Genomic DNA, 17,013 nt, shown 5'->3' with positions numbered 1-17,013 from the left:
CATTCGCTTGAATATAATGGCGGGCCTCAGCCATGCAACGATCACCTATGCGTTGGGGGCTTGACGAAGGAGGTGCGATTAAACGACCGACGTGGTGCTCGTGCTCGTGCTCGTGCTCGTGCTCGTGCTCGTGCTCGTGCTCGTGCTCGTGCTCGTGCTCGACGTGACGGGATCGATGGCCGATGCAGTGGGCGGAAATTCCAAGATTGCGGCTCTCCGCAGAGCGGTCATGGCCCTCTACGACGAGCTCGCACCGATCCAGCAGCAACTTGAGGCACAGGGGCTGCGCTTGCGCTATGGCATCGTGCCCTACTCAAGCTCGGCGAATGTCGGACGGCTGCTTTACGCAGCCAACCCTGCCTATCTGACGTCGACCACCAACTACCAGTCGCGCGTGGCCAACTACAATTCGGCTGTCCACACCGCCAACACGCCGACAATGTCAGGCGCGTGGGAATATTACAACGGATCTTCCGGTGCGGGCTCGGCATCGCCGACCACGTCCACACGTTCGAGCAGCCAATGCCAGACATGGGTGCAAGCCGCATCGACCTCGGGCGGCGGTCCTGCGCCCACTGCGACGACCGTCACGTCCTATGGCGGCAGTTCGACGAGCAGCTCCTATGATTCCGCGCAGGATTGGGGCTGGACCGGCGCGCCAACGGCAAATGGCAGCAATCGTAGCTGCCGCCGGTGGCGCTCGGTCGCAACGACGACGTACAGCACCTCATACCAGTTCACCAACTGGACCTACCGCCAGGTTCCTCATGACACGTCACAGATCATCCAGCCCAATGGCTCCATGCTGATCGCATCGTCTGCCGGCAGTTCGGTAGCATCGTCGAGCAGCTACAACCTTCAGCAGTTGGCCGCTGTGCCGGGCCTTACGACCTCGCGGCAGACATGGAACGGTTGCATCGAAGAGAGCGACACCACTACCTCGATCGACGGAGGGACGAGCCTGACGATCCCGTCGGCGGCCAACGACCTCAACATCAACCAGATTCCGAACAGCGACCAGACCCGCTGGCATCCGACGATCCCGGAACTGGTCTACACCCGTACGGCCGGCTGAACCTCGGCGACAGTCACGGGCAATACCAGCACGACCAACTGGATGATGAACTACGCTGCGAACCTGGGCTACTACGCCTGCCCGTCCGAAGCCCGGCGCTTGCGGACCTGGGCGCGGACCGATTTGCAGAACTATGTCAACGGGCTGGTGACGATCGGCGGCACGTATCACGACGTGGGCATGATTTGGGTGGCGCGCTTCATTTCGACCGGCGGCGTGTTCGGCGACGGTTGCGAACAGTACAACGAGATGCCCTGCAATCGGCACATCATCTTCATGACCGATGGTCTGCAAACGGCCTATTGCAACGTGGTGACCGCATATGGCGTAGAACAGAACGACATGCGCGTGACCGGTAGCGGTTCCTGTCCAAGCCAGCTCGCGCGGCATGAACAGCGCTTCAGGATGATCTGCAACGCGGCCAAGAACCAGAATGTTTCGGTTTGGGTAATCGGGTTCGACACGGCGCTCAACTCGAACCTGACAGGCTGTGCCAGCAATACGAGCCAGGCATCCACATCTGCTGACGGTACCAGCCTGATCGCGCGCTTCCGCGAGATCGGCAACCAGATCGGCGCACTCAGGCTGGTGAAATAGACCATGGCGCTCAAGAAGACATTGCGACGTTTAAGGGGCTGGAGGGTCCTGCAAGATTCTCGCGCAGTCGTGACGGTCGAGTTTGCGCTGCTGTCGGTGCCCCTGGTGGTGATGGTGATCGGCAGTTTCGATTTCGCCTACCAGGTCTATCTCAAGACCGTGGTCCAAGGCGCACTCAACGACGTGTCGCGCACGGCTTCGCTTGAAGCGCCCGATCTCGAGTGCAAGACCGGCACGCTGACGGACAAGGTCCAGTGTGCAATCAAGCGCCGTTCGGACGTGGTTGCGCGCGATGCGACCTACGCCGTCCGCATCCGCAACTTCTACGACTTCTCGACTGTGGGCCGCAGCGAGAAGCTGGTGACCGATTACAACAAGAATGGCGCCTACGATGCCGGAGACTGCTTCGTTGATCTGAACGAGAATGGCCGCTTCGATACGGACGCCGGCCGGGACGGTGTCGGTGGAGCGGATGATGTCTCGTATTACACGGTCACGGTTACGATGCCGCGGCTGTTTCCAATTGACAAGTTCCTGCCGCTATCTCCCAATTACGTGATCTCCGGCGAAACCGCAGTGCGCAACCAGCCTTACGCTCGGCAGCGCATCCCACCCACCGTGTGTGTTTGAGGAGGTCCGCCGCCAATGGAAATCGGATATCGGACATTGCGTGAGCTCAGGTCGTCGCAAACAGGAGTGGCGATCATCGAGTTTGCACTGGCGATCCCGTTGCTGGTGCTGCTCACTTTCGGAGGCCTGGAACTGGCGAACCTCGTGCTGACGCACATGCGGATAAGCCAGATCGCAATTACCGTTGCCGACAATGCGGGCCGTGTTCGCACCGGTATCGATGAATCCAACATCTACGAGGTTTTCGCCGGCGCAGCGCTGATCGGCCAGAACATCGACTTTCCCGAAAAGGGTCGGGTCGTCCTGTCGTCGCTAGAGCCGAACGGACAGATTGGCGGCAATGCAGGGCAGGTGATCAATTGGCAGCGTTGCTATGGCAGTCTTGCCATCAACCCGGCGTACGGCAGGCAAGGGGCAGGGCGCACGGATGCAAGCCTGGCCGCCGGCATGGGCCTCACCGGAAACAAGATCACGTCCGCATCCGGCACTGCTGTGATGTTCGTTGAGGTGACGTATCATTACGAGCCCGTCTTCTTCACGGGCATAGGCGGTATCGCAGGTGACATCCGCTACGAGAGCGCGTTCAACGTGCGTGAGCGAACCAATCAGAATATCACCAACACCCAACGTCTCGCGGTGAAATCGTGCTGATGGTGAACGCGAATGTCAGGCATCCGGAAGGTGCAGGTCGGTGAACCGAAATCTTGCCATAACCGTAAGCGCTCTGGTCCTGCTGCTGGTCTCGGTGCTGTTTGACACCACGGGCTCATTTGCCGGCGGACCCACTCCGGCCGTGCAAGGCGAAGCCGCGGGCAGGACGGAACGAGTGGCACGGGTGGAAGCGGCGCCTCCTCCGGCTGGAGGAAGCTTTGGAATTGAAACGGATCGCTTTGAGGACACGGTCGATCCCGAGCCTGACAACGGATTGGCCGAAGACGACACGGTCTCGCCGTCGGTGCAGGCCTTCGGCGCCGTTGCACGTCTTGCGGACGTGCCACCACCATTGCGCGGCACCATCTGCAATGTTCCGCGCATCGAATGACAATGAGGTTGCCGTAGAGGCCAGAAGGAAAATGGGGGCCAGCATTTCTGCCGGCCCCCACTTCACGTCCTTCCCGCCGCTGTTTCAGCAGCCTGGGACTATGGTTTCCTGCTCAATCGGACATTGCTGACCGTCGAGCGCGTTTGCCATTGTCCCTCGCGGTGCACTGGCCGATTACGTCTCGAAGGATGCCGTCCGGGGCGCAAAGCCCCTGGGCTGCTGCCGATCCGTGCTTTCACACAGGGTCGCGCCGCTATCACTCGAACCATATCCGACCCGGCGGATGCGAACATCCGCCTGTCACCGCGTCTGACCGCCAACCGATTGCTCTGACGAGCTGTCCGGGAAGCGTCGTTCCGGGCGTTGCCTTCCGCCACCAATCCCACCCCGGTCTATGCTCTCGCAATGCCAGGATGGATCTCGTGACAGCAGGTGTGTAACGCCGCCAACTTTTCGTAACTCTTGCTTCACGCTGGTTGAAGACCAAGGTCCCTGCAGCGTTTGCGTGGTCAGAAAAAGCCTTTGCGCGTTCCATTTCCGAACACTGGGGTCACAGTTTCGCACATCCGCAGATCAGCCGCGTGGCACCTGCCGGTTGGTTACGCTGGAAACCTGTCATATTCGCATCGGCGCTTGTTTAAATCTTGAAAATCAGAAGCTTGGCTGCCGATTTTCAGAGAAGTTTTCGCTCTCGACACATCAAAGCTGCGCCTCGATTGTGAGTCGCGCAAGCGAAAAGTACAGGAGTTATCCACAACCCCCGCACCTTTCGGTGGATAGCTATTGTGCAGCGCCGAAGCGCAGCGGTCAGCGGCCTTGTTGCGCCAGAAGGCGCAGCCGGAGCGCGTTGAGCTTGATGAAGCCGGCGGCGTCCTTCTGATCGTAGGCACCGGCGTCGTCCTCGAACGTGACATGACGTTCGGAGTACAAGCTGTCGGGCGACTTGCGACCCACCACGAAGGCGCTGCCCTTGTACAGCTTCAGACGAACGGTCCCGTTGACGCGTGCCTGGCTGTGATCGATGGCTGCTTGCAGCATTTCACGCTCGGGGCTGAACCAGAAGCCATTGTAGATCAGCTCTGCGTATTTCGGCATGAGCTCATCCTTGAGATGCGCAGCGCCACGATCGAGCGTGATGCTCTCGATGCCGCGATGGGCGCGCGCATAGATCTCGCCGCCGGGCGTTTCGTACATTCCCCGGCTCTTCATGCCGACGAAACGGTTCTCGACGAGATCGAGGCGCCCGATGCCATGCTTGCGGCCCAGATCGTTGAGTGCGGCCAGAAGCGTGGCTGGCGACATGGCCTGGCCATTGAGCGCTACGCCGTCGCCCTTTTCGAAATCGATCGTGATGTATTCCGGCTGATCCGGCGCATCCTCGGGGTTGACGGTGCGCGAATAGACATAGTCTGGAGTCTCCTCCCACGGATCCTCCAGCACCTTGCCTTCGGACGAGGTGTGAAGCAGGTTCGCGTCGGTCGAGAACGGGCTTTCGCCCCGCTTGTCCTTGGGTACAGGGATCTGGTGCGCTTCGGCCCAGGCGATCAGCGCGGTCCGGCTGGTGAGGTCCCATTCGCGCCACGGTGCAATGACCTTGATGCCGGGCTCAAGCGCATAGGCCGAAAGTTCGAAGCGAACCTGATCGTTGCCTTTGCCGGTCGCGCCGTGGGCGACCGCATCGGCCCCGGTTTCGCGCGCGATCTCGATCAGGCGCTTGGAGATGAGCGGACGCGCGATCGACGTGCCAAGCAGATAATCGCCTTCATAGCGAGCATTGGCCCGCATCATGGGGAAGACGAAATCGCGGACGAACTCCTCGCGGAGGTCATCGATATAGATGTTGTGATCCGGCACGCCCATCAGCTTGGCCTTGGCGCGCGCAGGCTCCAGCTCCTCGCCCTGGCCAAGGTCGGCGGTGAAGGTCACGACCTCGCAGCCATAGGTGACCTGCAGCCACTTGAGGATGACGGAGGTGTCGAGGCCGCCGGAATAAGCGAGGACGACCTTCTTGATATCGGACATGGGCGCTACGACTCCCGAGGATTACGCGCCGCGCGCCTAACAGGGAGGGGGCAGGGGTGCAAGTTCGCTTGCCCGCTCAGCCGTCATAGCCGATCATATCCGAACAGTTCGAAGTCGCGGGCGAAGAGGTCGTTGATCCGGTCAAGCGAGCGGCGCGACATCCGATTGGCATAGCGGGAGAACGAGTTCGTGTTCGTGACCGGGTCTGCGCTCGCGTTCATGACCTGCACTGGCGGGACGGGGATGCCCATCGTTGTGCAGAAGGTTGCGAAATCGTGGTCGAACTGCTCGACCTTGCCGATGTAGTCCGCGCAAATATCGCCAAGGTGCGTCCAGTAATGCGCAGGGTGCAAGGGCATGTTGGTATTGGGCCCGGCATCGTAGATTTCGTATTCGGGGAGCGCGGCAATCCAGGCATCGAAATCGAAGCCAGCAGATATGACACGCGCCATGTTCTCCGCGATCTGCGTTCGGACAAGTGCATTCACCCAATCACATTGCGTGTCGATTCTGGGCTGCATTTCGAAGTCGCGCTGGATCTGCCGAAAGCCTGAGTAGGCACGGTCATAAGGATTGCGGACGAAGGCAGCGAGCCGATATCCCAGTTTGCCTTCGGGCATGGCCATGAGATCGGCGAGGGTCGCGTGCTGATGAACAACGCGACCCAGCGATGGATTATAGTGAAAGAAACGGCTGTAAGTGCTCTCGTTCCACTGCTCCAGACTTGCGTGGCAGGTCTGGCTCGCTGTCTTCCATAGCGCAAGCAAGACGAATTGTCGCGAATGGCAAATTATCAACTCGAACCCTTCCCGTTGTCGCGCGGAAAGCGTAACGGAAAGGTCCCGGCAATTTCGAGCGGTGACTGATCGGATTCCGACCTATATCGTTCGATCAGGGCTGAATATGTCGATAGACAGCTCGCTCGTGACTGAAGCACTTGAAACCGAAATAGCCGTGGTAGCTGCCCATGCCGCTGGTGTTGACGCCACCGAAGGGCAGGTTGTTCTCGAGATAATGCGAGAAAACGCCGTTGATGGTAACGCCGCCTGACGAAGTGCGCGCAAGCACCTTTTCGACGTTCGCTTCATCCTGGCTGTAAACGTACAGGGCGAGCGGCTTGTCGTGGGCTTCGATGTAGCCGATCGCCTGATCGAGCGTGTCGTACGTCATCACCGGGATGACCGGGGCGAAAATCTCGTCCTGCAAGATCTTCATCTGTGGCGTCACGTCGGTCAGCATCGTCGGGTGGACGGTCAGGTCCTCGGGCTCGAACGCGCCGCCGACGGCAACCGTGGCTCCCTTCTCGACCGCGTCGTCGAACATCGCCTTGACGCGGTTGAAATTCGTCTCGTTGACGACCTGCGCTATGCCGTCCTTGTTGAGCTTGCCGGCATCGTCATAGAGGTTCTTCGCGACGTTGGCGCGGAAGCCCTCAACCAGCGCGGCCTTCTTGTCTTCCTTGATGAAGACGTAGTCCGGGCTGATGCAGGCCTGTCCACCGTTGAACTGCTTGGCTGCGGCAAGCTGCGCCGCGACCTGGGCAATATCCGCACTGTCGTCGACGATGACCGGAGACTTGCCCCCCAGTTCCAGTGTCACGCTGGTCAGGTGTCTGGCAGCCGCAGCCATCACGATTTTCCCCACGCGCGGGCTTCCAGTGAAGAAGATGTGATGGAATGGCAGGTCGAGCAGGGCTGTCGCGACCGATACGTCGCCTTCGAAAAGGGCGACGTCCTTCTCGTCGAAGGCCTCCTTGATGATCGTGGCGGCAATCCTTGCTGTCGCCGGGCACAGGTCAGTCAGCTTGACGATGCAGGTGTTGCCAGCCGCAATCGCGGCGGCCACCGGCCCCAGCGCGAGGCCAAGCGGGAAGTTCCACGGCCCGAGGATCAGGCATACGCCGCGCGCCTCGTAGATGATCTGCGCGCTGTCTGCCGGGTTGAGCGTCGTCTGGACTTCGGTCGGCTTCATCCACTGATCGAGATTGTCGATGTTGCGCTGGATGTTGCCAGTGACGTTGAGGACTTCGGTGACGCGAATTTCGCCCACGGGCTTGCGGGTGTCTTCCAGCACTGCGGCGACAATGTCGTCTGCATGAGCCTCGACCGAGGCTTTGAGGCGGGCGAGCTTTTGCTTCCGTTCCGCAGCGCTCGAAGCCTTGGCCTCCCACATGTGCGCCTGCTGCAAGGCAAATACGCGCTGGATTTCGGCAGAGAGATCGGCGGCGGTCGGAGCGGTCATGATCGGGCATCCTGCAAGGCTTGTTCGTTAGTAGTGCTAACGAACCGCCGAGCATCTGGCAACCGGTCGCAGGAACGGCAACGCCCTGCGGCCAGCGATTTCACCAGATGATCGCCGGTGCCCGCGCATCCCGCTGCATGTCTATTCCGCCGCCTGCCGTTCAAGATGCCAGAAAGGTGCCTCGTCGAGCGCCGAAAGCCTCGCCCACTCGTCCTGCATGTAGTTGCGCGTCATCGGCAAGACGGCGCGGTTCTTCACGCTCTGTATGTGGAAATTGACCATGCTGCCGTGCTGGAAGCTCTGCTCCGCGCCGGCCAGGTAGAACTGCCACATACGGAACAGGCGTTCGTCGTAGAGCGCGGTGATCTCTTCGCGGTGCAGCGTGGCACGGCGATACCATTCCGCCAGCGTGTAAGCGTAGTGATAGCGCAGGATCTCGATGTCGCCGATTTCCCACCCGGTTGTTTCGAGGGCGGATACCAGTTCGCTCATCGCGGGAATGTAGCCGCCCGGGAAGATGTACTTGCGCGTCCATTTGTCGGTACCGCCCGGCGGTCCGGTGCGGCCGATGGTATGGGTCAGCATTATCCCATCGCTATCAAGCAAGGCGTTGGTCTTGGCGAAGTACTCGCCGAAGTTCGGCGCACCGACGTGTTCGATCATGCCGACACTGGTGATGCGATCGAACTGGCCCTCGACGTCGCGATAGTCGATCAGCTGGAACTTCACCTTGTCGGATACGCCGGCTTCCTCGGCCCGCTCCTGCGCAAAGCGGATCTGGTCCGGTGCGAGGCTCACCCCCAGAACCTCGCAGCCGAAATGGCGGTTGAGATAAAGCGCCAGCCCGCCCCAGCCGCAGCCGATATCCAGCACGCGAAGCCCTGCGCTCTGCCCGGGCACAAGTCGCAGTTTCGAAGCGATCAGCGCCTTCTTGTCGACCTGCGCACGTTCCAGGGAATTCTCCGGATCCCGGAAATAGGCCATGGTGTACTGGCGGTCTTCGTCGAGGAACAGCTCGTAGAACTGGCGCGTGAGGTCATAATGATGGACCACGTTCTTCGAGGCGCGCGCACGCTCGTTGATCTGGTCTAGCCGGGAAAAAACCTTCTCTGCCACCTTGCGAAGCGGGCCTTTGCTGTCGATCCCGCCGGAACTCTTGGCATTGCCCATCACGAACAGCACGAAATCGCGCACGTCATGCGGCGGTTCGATCAGCATCCGCCCATCCATGTAAGCCTCGCCCGCACCGACGCGCGGATCCCTGGCCACGTGCATGGCGGCGCCTTTGTCGGTGAAGCGGATCTTCAGCGGGTGGGCGGACGTCTCGCCGTAACTGTATTCCCGGCCATCATGGTCGATTACGATGAGCTGACCCTTGCGGATCAACCGGCTGAGCATCTTGTCTAGCAACCACATGACGTCAGATTATGCGGTTAGCGGCAGGTCGCAAGGGAAAACCCGACCGGGCAATTGCACCTGACATGTCATCGTCCTCTCGCTTGCGCTTTCGTAGCACATGCAAAAAGGGGCGGCGCATCATGCACCGCCCCGGTATTGTCATTTACCTGCAACCGCCACGATCAGCGGCAACGGGCGCCGCTACGTTCAATTTCGCGACCAAGCAGGGCGCCGCCTGCGGCGCCGAGCACGGTACCCAGCGTGCGGTCACCACGGTTGTCGATCGTGCGGCCGATTAGGGCACCGCCCACGCCGCCGATGATCAGGCCGGTCGTCCCGTTGTTCCGCTTGCAGTAATAGCGGCCGTCATTTCCGCGCCAGACGCGGTCGTTGCGAGTCAGACGGCGCGGCTCGATGTAGCGGCCACGGCTGTCGTAGACGCCACGCTGCTTGTCACGATAGCCGTTGGCCGGGGCCCAGCCCGGAGGATCGGCAAGGACCGGCGCGGCGGGAATTGCGATTGCGGCCAGAGTGGCGGCGAGGATGGTCTTCTTCATCATTTGCTCCCTTGGAATTTCGAAGCACCCTTGCGGGTTCGCTCGGACAACAAGGAGCATCGCGAGTTGATCCACAACGCCAGATGAACGCTACAAAATGATACAGGATTAAGGACGGTCGGAGGCCCGGCTGCGATGAGTTGCGGAAACGTATCAATAATTCCACTGCACTTGCGCACGCAACACATCACCCTTCGCAATTCCAAGCCGCCGCTCGTCGGCTTCGCTCTTCATCATGCGCGAATAGCTCATGGTGATTTCGAGCTCTTTCAGGGGCAGCCATTCCACGCCGGCTTCGTATTCTTCGCTTTCGAGGCGGGGGGCGTTGGTTGCCGCCTTCCAGCCGCCGCGATACTTCTGCCACCGCGCGAAAGGAATGATCTGGCCCACCGCCGATTCCGGAACGCGGTACATCGCCATGACATAGCCGCCCGATGCCCGCTGCGAACGGATCGCGCTCAGCGTGCGGTCCCATTGCGGGGCCTTGCCGAAAGTCCATTCGGCCTGGATGCCGATGGGCTTGGGGTAGATCATGCCGTGGAAATTCACATGGTTGTCATCGTAGGAAACAGTCGAGACCCCGCCCGAGCGAACCTCAGGGCGGAACTGGTTGCGCATGGCGCTCACGCCGAATTCTGCGACCTGACCATCCAGCCCGATCCCATCCAGCCGGATCGGCATGGTTGCCATCGCCACGGTCATCAAACCGCCATTGCGTTCGGTGCGGTTGGTGCCCTGGCCATTGTAGGCCGCAACCGCGAAGGCGCCGTAGTTGCCGAACAGCTTCTGGCCGTCGCGCGTGAGCTCGTCCCAGATCTTCTGAATCCTGGGCGGCGTGTAATAAAGCACCACGCCAAGATCGCGTTCCCCTGGCACCGGGGCGTTGATGGCATCGGTACGATCGAGCGGAATGCGGTTCGACGAGCTTTGCAGGTTCTCCCAGCCATAAGGAACCTTCGACTGGCCAAACCGGACCTTGAGCGTCTTTGCCTTGTCGAGGAAGACGTCGGCATAGGCATCGCGCATCTGGAAGAAGTGCTGCCGCGATTCCGTCCCGGACTGGTTGCTGACTGCAGCCGCCATGTCACCTTGCAGATACAGCGACACGCGGTCTGAAATATCACCCTGAACGACGAGGCGAGCCCGCCGAAGCGAGAAGTTGCCGTTCTCGTTGATGCCGCTGTCCTGCACCGAACGCAGGCGTGAAACGCCGTTGGGGGCAGATTTGGGGCCATTGATGACCTCGTTCAGGCGCAATTGCGTGTACCCGCGGATCATCAGCTTGTCGTACCACGCCTTCTTCTTTGGCGCGGGCTTGGCGTTGGCAGCCACAGAGGCGACCTGAACGCCCGGCACTGGCGCTAGCGACGAGGAGACTGGCGAGGACGGTGCGGTGGCCATGGTGGCCGGGGCAGGGGCCTGCGCCATCGCAGGGGCTGCTCCCTGCGCCGACTGAAGCGCGCGGACCATCGCTTTCAGTTCATCGACCTGGCGCTGGAGATCCGCAATCCGGGCGTCCTGATCTTCCGCTGCAGCCGCGACCTGCGGTGCCGACAGGAATACGCTTGCTGCCAGTGCTGCCTTGAACGCTGTCTTGCCCGCCACGCTGGGATCTCCGTGTTTGCTCTTGGCCCGCCGCTAGGGCTGCAAAATGACGGGTTTGTGACAGCCGATTGACGTGCGGCCGAAGGCATTCAACTCGTCAATCCAGCATAAACTGCTGAATTTTGGCCGTTTGTGTCTCTGTTTCGCGCGTGTTTCACCCGTCACGAAAGTGACTCTGTAGTGTAATAAAATGTTGCTGCGAGCGAAATCGGTCCGGCCTTGCTGGCCATCGTGACTCCGGGGCGCAGTCCTGCTAACGGCGCTTGCGTTGCGCACCGCACCGCTTTCTTTTCAAAGACCGACATGACCGATCTCGCGCTTATCCGCAATTTCTCCATCATCGCCCATATCGACCACGGCAAGTCCACGCTGGCGGATCGCCTGATCCAGTACACCGGCGGCCTTTCCGCGCGTGAGATGTCAGAGCAGGTGCTCGACAACATGGACATCGAGAAGGAGCGCGGCATCACCATCAAGGCGCAGACCGTGCGTCTCGATTACAAGGCGAAGGATGGCAAGACCTATCAGCTGAACCTGATGGATACGCCGGGACACGTCGACTTCGCCTATGAAGTCAGCCGCAGCCTGGCGGCCTGCGAAGGCGCGCTGCTGGTGGTTGACGCGGCGCAGGGCGTCGAAGCGCAGACGCTGGCCAACGTTTACCAGTCGATCGAGCATGACCACGAGATCGTGCCGGTCATCAACAAGATCGATCTGCCCGCTGCCGAACCGGAAAAGGTCAAGGCCGAGATCGAGGACGTGATCGGCCTCGACGCGAGCAACGCGGTGATGACCAGCGCCAAGTCCGGCATCGGCATCGAGGAAGTACTCGATTCCGTGGTCGAGCGCATTCCGCCGCCGAAGGGCGATCGCACCGCGCCTTTGAAGGCGATGCTGGTGGACTCGTGGTACGATCCCTACCTCGGCGTCGTCATCCTCGTGCGCGTGATCGATGGCGTCATCAAGAAGGGTCTGCAGGTCAAGTTCATGGCCGGCGGAACCGAACACCTGATCGACCGTGTCGGCTGCATGCGTCCGAAGATCGAAACGCTCGATGAGCTTGGACCGGGCGAGATCGGCTTCATCACGGCACAGATCAAGGAAGTGGCGCAAGCCCGCGTGGGTGACACGATCACCACGGTGAAGCAGGGTGCCAAGGAGGCTCTGCCGGGCTTCAAGGAAGTGCAGCCTGTGGTGTTCTGCGGGATCTTCCCGGTCGACGCGGCCGAGTTCGAAAAGCTGCGTGAAAGCATCGCCAAGCTGCGCCTGAACGATGCTTCCTTCAGCTTCGAGATGGAATCGAGCGCGGCCCTGGGCTTCGGCTTCCGCTGTGGCTTCCTGGGATTGCTGCATCTGGAAATCATCCAGGAGCGCCTCAGCCGCGAGTACGACCTTGATCTTATTACCACTGCACCTTCAGTGGTTTACCGCATCCAGTTGCGTGCCAGCCGCAACGATGATGCACGCGAGATCCTGCTGCACAATCCGGCCGACTATCCCGATCCCAGCCGCATCGAGCAGATCGACGAGCCGTGGATCAAGGGCACGATCTACACGCCTGACGAATACCTCGGTTCGGTGCTGAAGCTGTGCCAGGACCGGCGTGGCGTGCAAACCGGGCTGACCTATGTCGGCGGTCGTGCGCAGGTCACCTACGAACTGCCGCTCAATGAAGTGGTGTTCGACTTCTATGACCGCCTCAAGTCGATCAGCCGTGGCTATGCCTCGTTCGACTACGAACAGATCGGCCTGCGCGAGGGCGACCTCGTCAAGATGAGCATTCTCGTCAACAACGAACCGGTTGATGCGCTTTCGATGATCGTACACCGCAGCGCTGCCGAAGCGCGCGGGCGACACATGTGCGAGCGCCTCAAGGACCTGATCCCGCGTCACCTGTTCAAGATCCCGGTCCAGGCCGCGATCGGAGGCAAGGTCGTGGCGCGCGAGACGATTGCGGCCATGCGCAAGGACGTCACTGCCAAATGCTACGGCGGCGACATCACCCGCAAGAAGAAGCTTCTCGAAAAGCAGAAGAAGGGCAAGGCCCGCATGCGCGAATATGGCAATGTCAGCATTCCGCAGGAAGCGTTCATTGCCGCGCTGCGCATGGGCGAGGAATAGACGCCAACTGTTCGAAGCCAGAAAAAAGGCCCGCCGGGATCGTACCGGCGGGCCTTTTTCTATTTTCTATGCGCCAGATGTCTCAGCGCGCGCCTTGCGGGCCCTTGCGGTGTGGCTTGCCCTGCGGACGCTGTCCGGCCGGGTGAGGACGGCGGGGGCCCCTGCGCTCGTCATTGCTGCGCGGACCATCGTTGCGCTGGAACTTGCGCGGGCCATCGTTGGCACCGCGGCGGTTGTCACGCGCCATCTCGCGCGGGCCGTCGGGAGCTGCTTCGATGTGGATGCCGTTCTCGTCTTCGCCCTTGGGATCGGCAGTGCGGCGCACGGCTTCGGCAAAGCGGTCGGCAATCGCTCGCGGGACCTGGAACCAGGTATCGTTGGGCGCGATGCGGATCGCGCCGATTTCCTGGCGCGAAACATGGCCACGGCGGCACAGCGTCGGAAGGATCCAGCGCGGGTCGGCGTTCTGGCGACGGCCCACGTCCATGCGGAACCACACGACGTCATCGAAGCCGGGACGGTGGGCAGCCTGCGCGCGGCCTGCGTCGCTGCCCGAAAGAAGTTCTTCGGGTTGCGGCAGGGCGGCGCGGTGGGCGCGGACCAGTGCGGCAGCCAGTTCCTCGGCACTGCGCTGTTCCAGCAGGGTGCGGGCGATGTCGAGATCGGCCTCGTCCGGCTCGACCGGTGCGAGGATCGTCTCGAGCAGGCGCTCGCGGTCCTGCGCGCGGATCGCTTCAGGCGTCGGCACTTCTGCCCACTCGGCGTTGATCTTGGCACCGCGCAGCATCATTTCCACACGGCGACGGCGCGGGAACGGCACGATGAGGACGGCGGTGCCCTTCTTGCCGGCGCGGCCAGTACGGCCGGAGCGATGCTGCAGCGTTTCGGCATCGCGCGGAATTTCCACGTGGACGACGAGGCTGAGCGAGGGAAGGTCGATGCCGCGCGCTGCGACGTCAGTTGCGACGCAAACGCGGGCGCGGCGATCGCGCAGGGCCTGCAGCGCGTTGTTGCGCTCGGACTGGCTATGCTCGCCCGAAAGCGCCACGGCGGTGAAGCCGCGTTCGATCAGCGTGGCGTGAAGGCGGCGCACGTTGTCGCGCGTGGCGCAGAACAGCATCGCGGTCTCGGCTTCATGGAAGCGGAGCAGGTTTACCACGGCGGCTTCGATCTCGGCCGGGGCGACCGCGACGGCACGATAGGCGATGTCACCATGGCCGCGATTCTCGCCGACTGTGGAAATGCGCAGCGAGTTCTTCTGATAGCGCTTTGCCAGCGCTTCGATCGGCTTGGGCATGGTTGCCGAAAACAGCAGCGTACGGCGGTTTTCCGGCGTGGCGTCGAGCAATTCCTCGAGGTCCTCGCGGAAGCCCATGTCGAGCATCTCGTCCGCTTCGTCGAGCACGACGCAGGCGAGCGCAGAGAGGTCGAGTGCACCACGCTCAAGATGGTCGCGCAGGCGGCCGGGAGTGCCGACGACGATATGCGCGCCGCCCTGCAGGGTGCGCCGTTCGCGCGACGGGTCCATGCCGCCAACGCAAGTGGCAATGCGCGCGTGGGTGGGCGCATAGAGCCATTGCAGTTCGCGGCTGACCTGCAGCGCGAGTTCGCGGGTGGGTGCGATCACCAGAGCGAGCGGTGCGGTGGCGAAAGGCAGGGCGCTTTCATCGCCGATCAGTTCCGGTGCCATGGCAAGGCCGAAGGCCACGGTCTTGCCCGAGCCGGTCTGTGCCGACACGACCAGATCGCGGCCGGCGGCCTCGGCTTCGGTGACTGCAGCCTGGACTGGTGTCAGCGCGGAGTACCCATGCGCTTCGAGAGCCTGCGCAAGCGGGCTGGGGAGGTGTTCAAAAGACATTATCAAATCGCCATTCCTGCCGCCGAAGCGACATTGCAGTATGTTGGGCCAATATCGGCTGGGTGGCCGGGCGTAATCCCCGGCGCGAATCGCCTCAGCCCGTTCCCACACAGTGCACGGCGATACCTGTGCGGCGGCCCTTACACGCCTTTTACGCGTTTGGCTTGCATTTCTTTTCAAGGCGCCACTTGATTAGGCATACTAACATATGGGATGGTGGTACGGATTACGACAAACGGCCTGGAGAGGCAGATGACAACCATGGCGCCGCTTGAATCGCTTGAGGAAACCGTCCGCCGCGCACCCGCGCTGATCCGGTATCTGGGAGAGGGCGACTACGTCACCCGCCGCTATGTTTCCCAAGGTGCCGAAATGAACACCGGCGACTACTTCGATTATCCTTGCGCAGTGCGCGACGGCATGGCGATTCGTGATCATTTCACGCTCGACACGCACGGGTTTGTCCTGGGTAAGCATCGGTCCGCCATTGACGATTTTCATGACAGGGCTGCCGTGGACGCGGGCTATCTCGCCGAGGTCGAAGAGCTGGTAACCCGTTTGTCCGGCGCCACGCGCACAGCCGCCCAAGGCTGGATGATCAGGACTTCTGCCGATCTTTCGGCGCGAGCAAGGCAGAAAGTCGAGGGCTACCAGCATTCCGGCGGCATCCAGCCGCCTGCGGGCGAGGCGCATGTCGATTACAACGAGGTCACCGGCCGACGCGCGGCCGCACGGGTCTATGCCGACCGGTTTCCCGATGGTCCCGGCTACAGCCGCTATATTTGCTTCTCGCTATGGCGCACGTTCTCGCCCGGACCGCAGGACTGGCCCCTGGCAGTCTGCGACGGGCGCACGGTTGCGGACGAGGAAACCGCTTCCAACACGCTGTTCGTGGTCGATGAATTTCCGGTTGGCGATGCCCTGACCGCGCCGGTCGAAGGCGAAGACCAGATGATCGCTGCAACCATCTTCCGCCAGCGTGATCGGCACCGCTGGTGGTACTTCTCGAACATGAAAGCCGACGATGTGCTTCTGTTCAAGTTCCAGGACAGCGATCATTCGGTGACCTGGCGCTGCCCGCACACCGCCTTTCACGATACCAGCCTGCCGGATACGCGGACGCGCGAGAGCATCGAGGTGCGGTGCATCGCGTTCTTCGAGTAGCGGATGTTCCCGCGAGGGACGCTTGACGCCTGCACGATTTGGCGACAGGCAGGCGCGCATGATCGATCCCCGCCATTTCCGTAACGTTCTCGGCACCTGGCCAACCGGTGTCTGCGTCATTACCTCCGTTGAAGCGGACGGTACACGCCACGGTCTCGTGGTGGGCTCGTTCAGCTCGATTTCGCTTGATCCGCCGCTGGTCGGCTTCTTTCCGGACAAGCGTTCGAGCACCTGGCCCAAGATCGCAGAGACGGGCCGGTTCTGCGTCAATGTGCTCGGCGCCAATCAGCTTGAACTGTGTAAACGCTTTGCCGCAAGGGCAGAAGACAAGTTTGCCGAGCTGGCGCATGACCACACTCCGTCGGGCATGCCTCTGCTCGAAGACGCCATCGCGTGGATCGACTGCACGGTCGAGCGGATTGAGGATATCGGCGACCATTATCTGGTCGTCGGCGCGGTCGGGACACTCGACCGGCGCGAGGAGGGCACGCCTTTGCTGTTCTTCCGCGGCCAGTATCACGACGTGACGCAGCTTCCCGGCCTCTGACAGCGCGATTTTCGCGGAAAAAGTTCGATTTTTTGACTTCCGTCAACGCGGCCCTGCGGCTGCGCGGGTAATCATGCCTGTGACGGAGCGGGCCGAACTCCCCCACCGGTCTTTGACCCGCTCCGGCGATTTCTCCCCAACTCGGGCGGCCCGTTC

The 17,013-nt window shown here is 61.6% G+C and carries 15 protein-coding genes; 8 read left to right on the top strand and 7 right to left on the bottom strand.

Annotated elements, in window-relative coordinates:
- Positions 1-91: 91 nt before the first annotated feature.
- The 5 genes from B9A23_RS18765 (at position 92) to B9A23_RS18745 (ending at position 3,344) form a co-directional block, all read left to right on the top strand.
- Positions 92-1,075 (top strand): hypothetical protein, encoded by a 984-nt coding sequence (locus B9A23_RS18765; RefSeq protein ID WP_084280691.1) that lies wholly within the window; start codon positions 92-94, stop codon positions 1,073-1,075.
- A gap of 45 nt (positions 1,076-1,120) precedes the next feature.
- Positions 1,121-1,672, top strand: a complete 552-nt coding sequence (locus B9A23_RS18760) for a hypothetical protein (RefSeq protein ID WP_139797563.1) — start codon at positions 1,121-1,123, stop codon at positions 1,670-1,672.
- Positions 1,673-1,741: 69 nt separating this feature from the next.
- Complete coding sequence (locus B9A23_RS18755; protein ID WP_254895191.1) at positions 1,742-2,302, top strand: TadE/TadG family type IV pilus assembly protein; 561 nt, start codon at positions 1,742-1,744, stop codon at positions 2,300-2,302.
- Positions 2,303-2,317: 15 nt separating this feature from the next.
- Positions 2,318-2,953, top strand: a complete 636-nt coding sequence (locus tag B9A23_RS18750) for a TadE/TadG family type IV pilus assembly protein (RefSeq protein WP_084280687.1) — start codon at positions 2,318-2,320, stop codon at positions 2,951-2,953.
- Positions 2,954-2,993: 40 nt separating this feature from the next.
- Positions 2,994-3,344: a hypothetical protein gene (locus tag B9A23_RS18745; RefSeq protein WP_084280686.1), complete on the top strand. Its 351-nt coding sequence runs from the start codon at positions 2,994-2,996 to the stop codon at positions 3,342-3,344.
- An 807-nt stretch (positions 3,345-4,151) separates the two neighbouring features.
- Here the strand turns inward: B9A23_RS18745 and B9A23_RS18740 are convergent.
- The 6 genes from B9A23_RS18740 to B9A23_RS18715 form a co-directional block, all read right to left on the bottom strand.
- Positions 4,152-5,366 (bottom strand): argininosuccinate synthase, encoded by a 1,215-nt coding sequence (locus B9A23_RS18740; RefSeq protein WP_084280684.1) that lies wholly within the window; start codon positions 5,364-5,366, stop codon positions 4,152-4,154.
- A gap of 83 nt (positions 5,367-5,449) precedes the next feature.
- Positions 5,450-6,163, bottom strand: coding sequence for a sulfotransferase family 2 domain-containing protein (locus B9A23_RS18735; protein ID WP_084280683.1), 714 nt, complete (start codon positions 6,161-6,163; stop codon positions 5,450-5,452).
- 94 nt (positions 6,164-6,257) lie between these two features.
- The gene (locus tag B9A23_RS18730; protein ID WP_084280682.1) at positions 6,258-7,607 is read right to left on the bottom strand and encodes an aldehyde dehydrogenase family protein; all 1,350 of its coding nucleotides are present in this window, start codon (positions 7,605-7,607) and stop codon (positions 6,258-6,260) included.
- A 141-nt stretch (positions 7,608-7,748) separates the two neighbouring features.
- A complete protein-coding gene (locus tag B9A23_RS18725; protein WP_084280680.1) occupies positions 7,749-9,023 on the bottom strand; it encodes an SAM-dependent methyltransferase in 1,275 nt (424 codons plus the stop codon).
- 164 nt (positions 9,024-9,187) lie between these two features.
- Positions 9,188-9,562 (bottom strand): glycine zipper 2TM domain-containing protein, encoded by a 375-nt coding sequence (locus B9A23_RS18720; RefSeq protein ID WP_084280700.1) that lies wholly within the window; start codon positions 9,560-9,562, stop codon positions 9,188-9,190.
- 153 nt (positions 9,563-9,715) lie between these two features.
- Positions 9,716-11,119 (bottom strand): porin, encoded by a 1,404-nt coding sequence (locus B9A23_RS18715; protein WP_254895192.1) that lies wholly within the window; start codon positions 11,117-11,119, stop codon positions 9,716-9,718.
- A gap of 351 nt (positions 11,120-11,470) precedes the next feature.
- Here B9A23_RS18715 and lepA point away from each other — a divergent pair, with 351 nt between their 5' ends.
- Positions 11,471-13,288, top strand: a complete 1,818-nt coding sequence (gene lepA, locus B9A23_RS18710) for a translation elongation factor 4 (protein WP_084280676.1) — start codon at positions 11,471-11,473, stop codon at positions 13,286-13,288.
- Positions 13,289-13,370: 82 nt separating this feature from the next.
- On the opposite strand, the gene B9A23_RS18705 is transcribed toward lepA, so the two are convergent.
- Entirely contained in the window at positions 13,371-15,146 is a 1,776-nt protein-coding gene (locus B9A23_RS18705; protein ID WP_084280674.1) for a DEAD/DEAH box helicase, read from the bottom strand.
- 252 nt (positions 15,147-15,398) lie between these two features.
- On the opposite strand from B9A23_RS18705, the gene B9A23_RS18700 reads away from it, so the two are divergent.
- Both B9A23_RS18700 and B9A23_RS18695 read left to right on the top strand, forming a co-directional pair.
- On the top strand, positions 15,399-16,310 hold the full coding sequence (locus tag B9A23_RS18700) for a CmcJ/NvfI family oxidoreductase (protein ID WP_084280699.1): 912 nt from the start codon (positions 15,399-15,401) through the stop codon (positions 16,308-16,310).
- Between the two features lie 58 nt (positions 16,311-16,368).
- On the top strand, positions 16,369-16,857 hold the full coding sequence (locus B9A23_RS18695; RefSeq protein ID WP_084280672.1) for a flavin reductase family protein: 489 nt from the start codon (positions 16,369-16,371) through the stop codon (positions 16,855-16,857).
- Positions 16,858-17,013: the final 156 nt, after the last annotated feature.

Origin of the sequence: Novosphingobium sp. B1, from assembly GCF_900176395.1 — a bacterium.
Lineage (GTDB): Bacteria > Pseudomonadota > Alphaproteobacteria > Sphingomonadales > Sphingomonadaceae > Novosphingobium.
This window is presented reverse-complemented; position numbering and strand designations above follow the sequence as displayed.

What these genes read in the sequence shown, in the direction of transcription:
- B9A23_RS18750 (WP_084280687.1), top strand. Translation starts at nt 2,318, where the DNA reads ATGGAAATCGGATATCGGACATTGCGTGAGCTCAGGTCGTCGCAAACA.
- B9A23_RS18705 (WP_084280674.1), bottom strand. Translation starts at nt 15,146, where the DNA reads ATGTCTTTTGAACACCTCCCCAGCCCGCTTGCGCAGGCTCTCGAAGCG.
- lepA (WP_084280676.1), top strand. Translation starts at nt 11,471, where the DNA reads ATGACCGATCTCGCGCTTATCCGCAATTTCTCCATCATCGCCCATATC.
- B9A23_RS18760 (WP_139797563.1), top strand. Translation starts at nt 1,121, where the DNA reads ATGAACTACGCTGCGAACCTGGGCTACTACGCCTGCCCGTCCGAAGCC.
- B9A23_RS18725 (WP_084280680.1), bottom strand. Translation starts at nt 9,023, where the DNA reads ATGTGGTTGCTAGACAAGATGCTCAGCCGGTTGATCCGCAAGGGTCAG.
- B9A23_RS18695 (WP_084280672.1), top strand. Translation starts at nt 16,369, where the DNA reads ATGATCGATCCCCGCCATTTCCGTAACGTTCTCGGCACCTGGCCAACC.
- B9A23_RS18700 (WP_084280699.1), top strand. Translation starts at nt 15,399, where the DNA reads ATGACAACCATGGCGCCGCTTGAATCGCTTGAGGAAACCGTCCGCCGC.
- B9A23_RS18730 (WP_084280682.1), bottom strand. Translation starts at nt 7,607, where the DNA reads ATGACCGCTCCGACCGCCGCCGATCTCTCTGCCGAAATCCAGCGCGTA.
- B9A23_RS18720 (WP_084280700.1), bottom strand. Translation starts at nt 9,562, where the DNA reads ATGAAGAAGACCATCCTCGCCGCCACTCTGGCCGCAATCGCAATTCCC.
- B9A23_RS18740 (WP_084280684.1), bottom strand. Translation starts at nt 5,366, where the DNA reads ATGTCCGATATCAAGAAGGTCGTCCTCGCTTATTCCGGCGGCCTCGAC.